The following is a 3,926-nucleotide window of genomic DNA, read 5'->3' on the forward strand; positions in this document are numbered from 1 at the left end:
TAAAATCCCTATGACTTTTAAAGGTTGATTTATCCCTATCCAGTTTTATATATTCCTTTTTTCGTGCTTATTTGGACAGCATAGTGACTAAGTTTACCTTATATATTTATATATTTATATATATAAATTTAATGATTAAAATATAATAAAAGAGAGGTGTATCTAATTATGAACTGGATTGAAAGAACAACGAAAAAACGAATCAAAGAATTGGATGAACATCCAGAATTGAATTCGAATGATTTTGAGCAAAAGGGAAATACATTAATGAAGAATATTAAATTTTATGCGATTGTTATCTTAGCGGCTGCACTTGTTTTAGCACTTTGGTATCAATGGAATCATCCAGAAATTGATATATTTCCATTTCATTTTCCAATATTAGTCTAAGAAGAGGTAACTATGAGTTGGCTTGATAAAATAGCAAAGAAATGATTGGAAGAACTCGATGCACATACAGAATTGAACTCAGACAAATTTTCGAAAAAATGAGTACTCTATATTTCGCTATTGTTTTGTTGATTGTTACTATACTTATTCTTTTGCTTTGGTATGATACAGAATATTTTGAAAACTGGATTTTCTCGAAAAGATAAAAATAGCCACAATTGTGGCTATAATAGCATAAATCCAATACCTACGATAACGCCAGTTATAAATAGGATGAACATGGTTCTTAAAATATCTTTCTTTTTGGCTTTATAACGTATCATCACAATTAAACCAAGTCCTGCATTCGTGACTAGTCCTGCAAGTAAGGATCCAAAGGATAATTCACCAGCTGTATAAAGCTGTGTTAGAACAACTGTAGCTGCACAGTTAGGAATAAAGCCGAATAGCGCGGCGATGATTGGCTGGAATAAATTATCTTGAAGTAAAATCATTGATAATGTTTTTTCTCCAATACACTCTATTAATAGTGTTAATACAAAACTAGTAATAAAGATGAATACATAGATTTTTAAAGATCTTAATAAGGCACTGATCCATAATGGATATTCAGGATAGCAACATGGACAGCTTGATCCTGAACTTTCTTCTTCCTCATATTCTTTATCGTCATAATCTTCTTCTATGTCTTCGAAGCGGAGGATTTTTTGATTGCGAAATAGTACATGATCAGTAAATAATCCAACAATGATTGCGATAACTAATTTTAATCCTAAAATACCAAGTAAAGATGAATACATCTTAGGATTACTAATTAGGATTGGAATGGCTTCATCACTTGTCGCAATCATAACACTGACTAGTGTGCCGAGTGTAATGTTATTTTGGACAAACAACATAGCGGCTAGAATACTAAATCCACATTGGGGAATCAATCCAACTAATGCGCCTAAAATGGGTCCAAGTCTTTGTAGTCCAAAGAAAAGCTTATCGTCTTGCGTATTCTTTCTTTCGAAAACTTCTAATATACAATAAGTAATATACAATAAGGGGAGCATAGCCCACGTATCGTGTATTGTATCTAAAATAATGTCTATAAAATTCAAAGGTAGTTCCTCCTAACTTACATAAGTATACACATTTTTTCAAAAATTGCACGTAAAAAGCAGGAAACTAATCAATAGTTCCTGCTCTATCGTTGATTGTGATTTTTTTGTTTCTTAATCGAACTTGGATATAATCTTGTACACCTGCATAGATAAGTGCAAAGATTGGAACACCTAAAAACATTCCAACAATGCCAAATAATGCACCACCAACAGTAACAGAGAATAAAATCCAAAAGCCTGACATTCCTAGTTTATCTCCAAGAACAATCGGTTTTATAATGTTTCCATCGCATTGTTGAAGGATGAAGATAAAGATTGTAAAAATCAAGGCTGAGAATGGGTCAATCAAACATAAGATAATGATGACGGGAATAGCACCTAAGAATGGCCCAAAGACGGGAATGACGTTTGTGACACCGATAATTAGGGCAATCATACTTGTGTAAGGTAGCTTTAATACTAAGGCACCAAAGTAACAGATAACACCGACAATAAATGAGTCAATGATATTTCCTACGATATATTGTTCAAATACAGTCTTCGCGTCATTTGTCCAAAGAGTTAAGTAGTTCGCAAAGTTTTTATCAAATAATGAGTAATTTAACTTTTTTATGCCCTTAACAAGTTTTTCACGATCCAATAAGATATAGAATGCGGAAACGAAAGCTAAAATCAAGTTAATAAATCCTTTCACAAAGCTATAAGAGTAAGAAGCAATTTTAGGAATCGATTCAGTGACTACACTTGTGATTTTCTGTGTGACGTCAAAATTGATCAGCATTTGTTCAACTTGTTTTTCTGAAATGTTTAATTTATACGCAAAATCTTTTGTGTATTCAATTAAAGTATCGGAATAATCCGCAACGTTTTTAGAAAATTGTCGCACAGAATCAATCGTATTCGGAATTATAATGGAGAAAAATAAGATCAAGAATCCAATGGTTAATATAAACACAAGAGTAGTTGATAGTATTCTTTTGTGGCTTTTATGCATTGGAATATTCTGTAGTAACTTATCTTCAACCCATTTTTGTGGATTGTTTAATATAAACGCCAATCCAATTCCTAGAAGGAAAGGAAATAGTATCGTTAATATAAACTGAATGGCTCGTTTAATGTCTTTAAACTTATTCAATATTGTAAAAAATAAGATTGCGATAATGAAAGACGTAGAATAAACGATGATTCGCTGTTTCATTTCTTGGGTTAATTTAAAATGCATTTAAGTAAGACTCCTTCCATACCATATATAATAACATCTAGAAAAAAATTATAAAAGCCATTATAATAGTTGTATGGAAAAAATATTTGAAGGGGCCATTTCCTGCAAAGCCCTATTAGAAGCAGGGTCTCGAGATTGTAAAAAACTATATATTGATAAGAAAAAAAATACAAAAGATACAAGATATTTGGCTAAAATTGCCAAAAATTGTGGTTGTGAAGTCATCTTTTATTCGCGTGATGAAATCAATGCCTTAGCAACAGGTAAAACACATGGTGGTATTTTACTTATAGCTGAAGAAAAACAAATTCCTCAACTTATTGAAACACATGTCCATGGATTTCTTTGTTACATCGACGGCGTAGAAGATCCATATAATTTGGGAAGTATTTCAAGGACTCTCTATGCATCTGGATGTGATGCGATGATTCTTCCAAAACGAGACTGGAGCTTTGCTGAACAAACCATTTTAAAGGCAAGTGCGGGTGCTTATGAAAAACTACCGATCTACTTTGTAGACTCAGATGAAGAATTAGTAGACTATTGTAAAAAGAATGAACTTCCTATTTTGTGTGCCCACAGAAAAGATGCCGAAGGACTCTATGACTATACTTTTGAATCGGATTTCTGTTTATGTTTAGGCGGTGCCTTAAGAGGGCTTAGCTCAACTATTACGGCAGCATCCAAACAAAATATTGTCGTAGAATACGGTAGAGATTTTAGAAATGCCTTAGATTCAGCCAGTGCTGCTGCTGTATTTAGTTTTGAGATATTAAGACAAAAGAAAGTCAAAGTGAATTAAAATGGGTGATCCGCAATTAGATAGGGTCGACTGAAAGTTGGCTTCAAGAATTATAGGGTTGAAAACCCTATGAGTGTTTAAAGGATTATTAACTAGGAAGCAGAGATGTTTAAAATCTCTGCTTCTTTTATAATGGTCGATTGGAGTCTGCACGATTGAAATCAATGTATTCAGTTAACTTGTCATATAATTCTTCAATTCCAAATTTCATTTCATTGTTTTGAAGATTTCTGAAGTATTCGATCAATTCAATTATGTCTTGTGCATCCATGATCATTTCTCCCTTGGCTCCAGGCTGAATGTAGCGTTTGGGTCGAGTACATACATTACGCGATTGCATAATCGAGACCAGTTGGTGTAGCCATTGGCGTTGTTCTTGATACACTTGATAATCTTGTTTCGA

5 protein-coding genes are annotated in these 3,926 nt (G+C 33.0%); 2 read left to right on the top strand and 3 right to left on the bottom strand.

The features are described from left to right. Positions 1-168 precede the first annotated feature (168 nt). Positions 169-390, top strand: coding sequence for a hypothetical protein (locus KTQ83_RS11375; protein ID WP_117926787.1), 222 nt, complete (start codon positions 169-171; stop codon positions 388-390). A 224-nt stretch (positions 391-614) separates the two neighbouring features. Here the strand turns inward: KTQ83_RS11375 and KTQ83_RS11380 are convergent, their stop codons facing one another. Further along, the gene (locus tag KTQ83_RS11380; protein ID WP_186999620.1) at positions 615-1,496 is read right to left on the bottom strand and encodes a putative manganese transporter; all 882 of its coding nucleotides are present in this window, start codon (positions 1,494-1,496) and stop codon (positions 615-617) included. Positions 1,497-1,563: 67 nt separating this feature from the next. Then, on the bottom strand, positions 1,564-2,721 hold the full coding sequence (locus tag KTQ83_RS11385) for an AI-2E family transporter (RefSeq protein WP_217256874.1): 1,158 nt from the start codon (positions 2,719-2,721) through the stop codon (positions 1,564-1,566). A 73-nt stretch (positions 2,722-2,794) separates the two neighbouring features. Between KTQ83_RS11385 and KTQ83_RS11390 the strand changes: the two genes are divergently transcribed. Further along, positions 2,795-3,523: an SPOUT family RNA methyltransferase gene (locus KTQ83_RS11390; protein WP_117926790.1), complete on the top strand. Its 729-nt coding sequence runs from the start codon at positions 2,795-2,797 to the stop codon at positions 3,521-3,523. A gap of 127 nt (positions 3,524-3,650) precedes the next feature. Here KTQ83_RS11390 and KTQ83_RS11395 read toward each other — a convergent pair. Continuing rightward, positions 3,651-3,926 (bottom strand): hypothetical protein (locus KTQ83_RS11395; protein WP_217256875.1); only part of this gene is annotated, 276 nt, incomplete at its 5' end.

Origin of the sequence: Holdemanella porci (assembly GCF_019052655.1) — a bacterium.
Taxonomy (GTDB): Bacteria; Bacillota_I; Bacilli_A; order Erysipelotrichales; family Erysipelotrichaceae; genus Holdemanella; species Holdemanella hominis.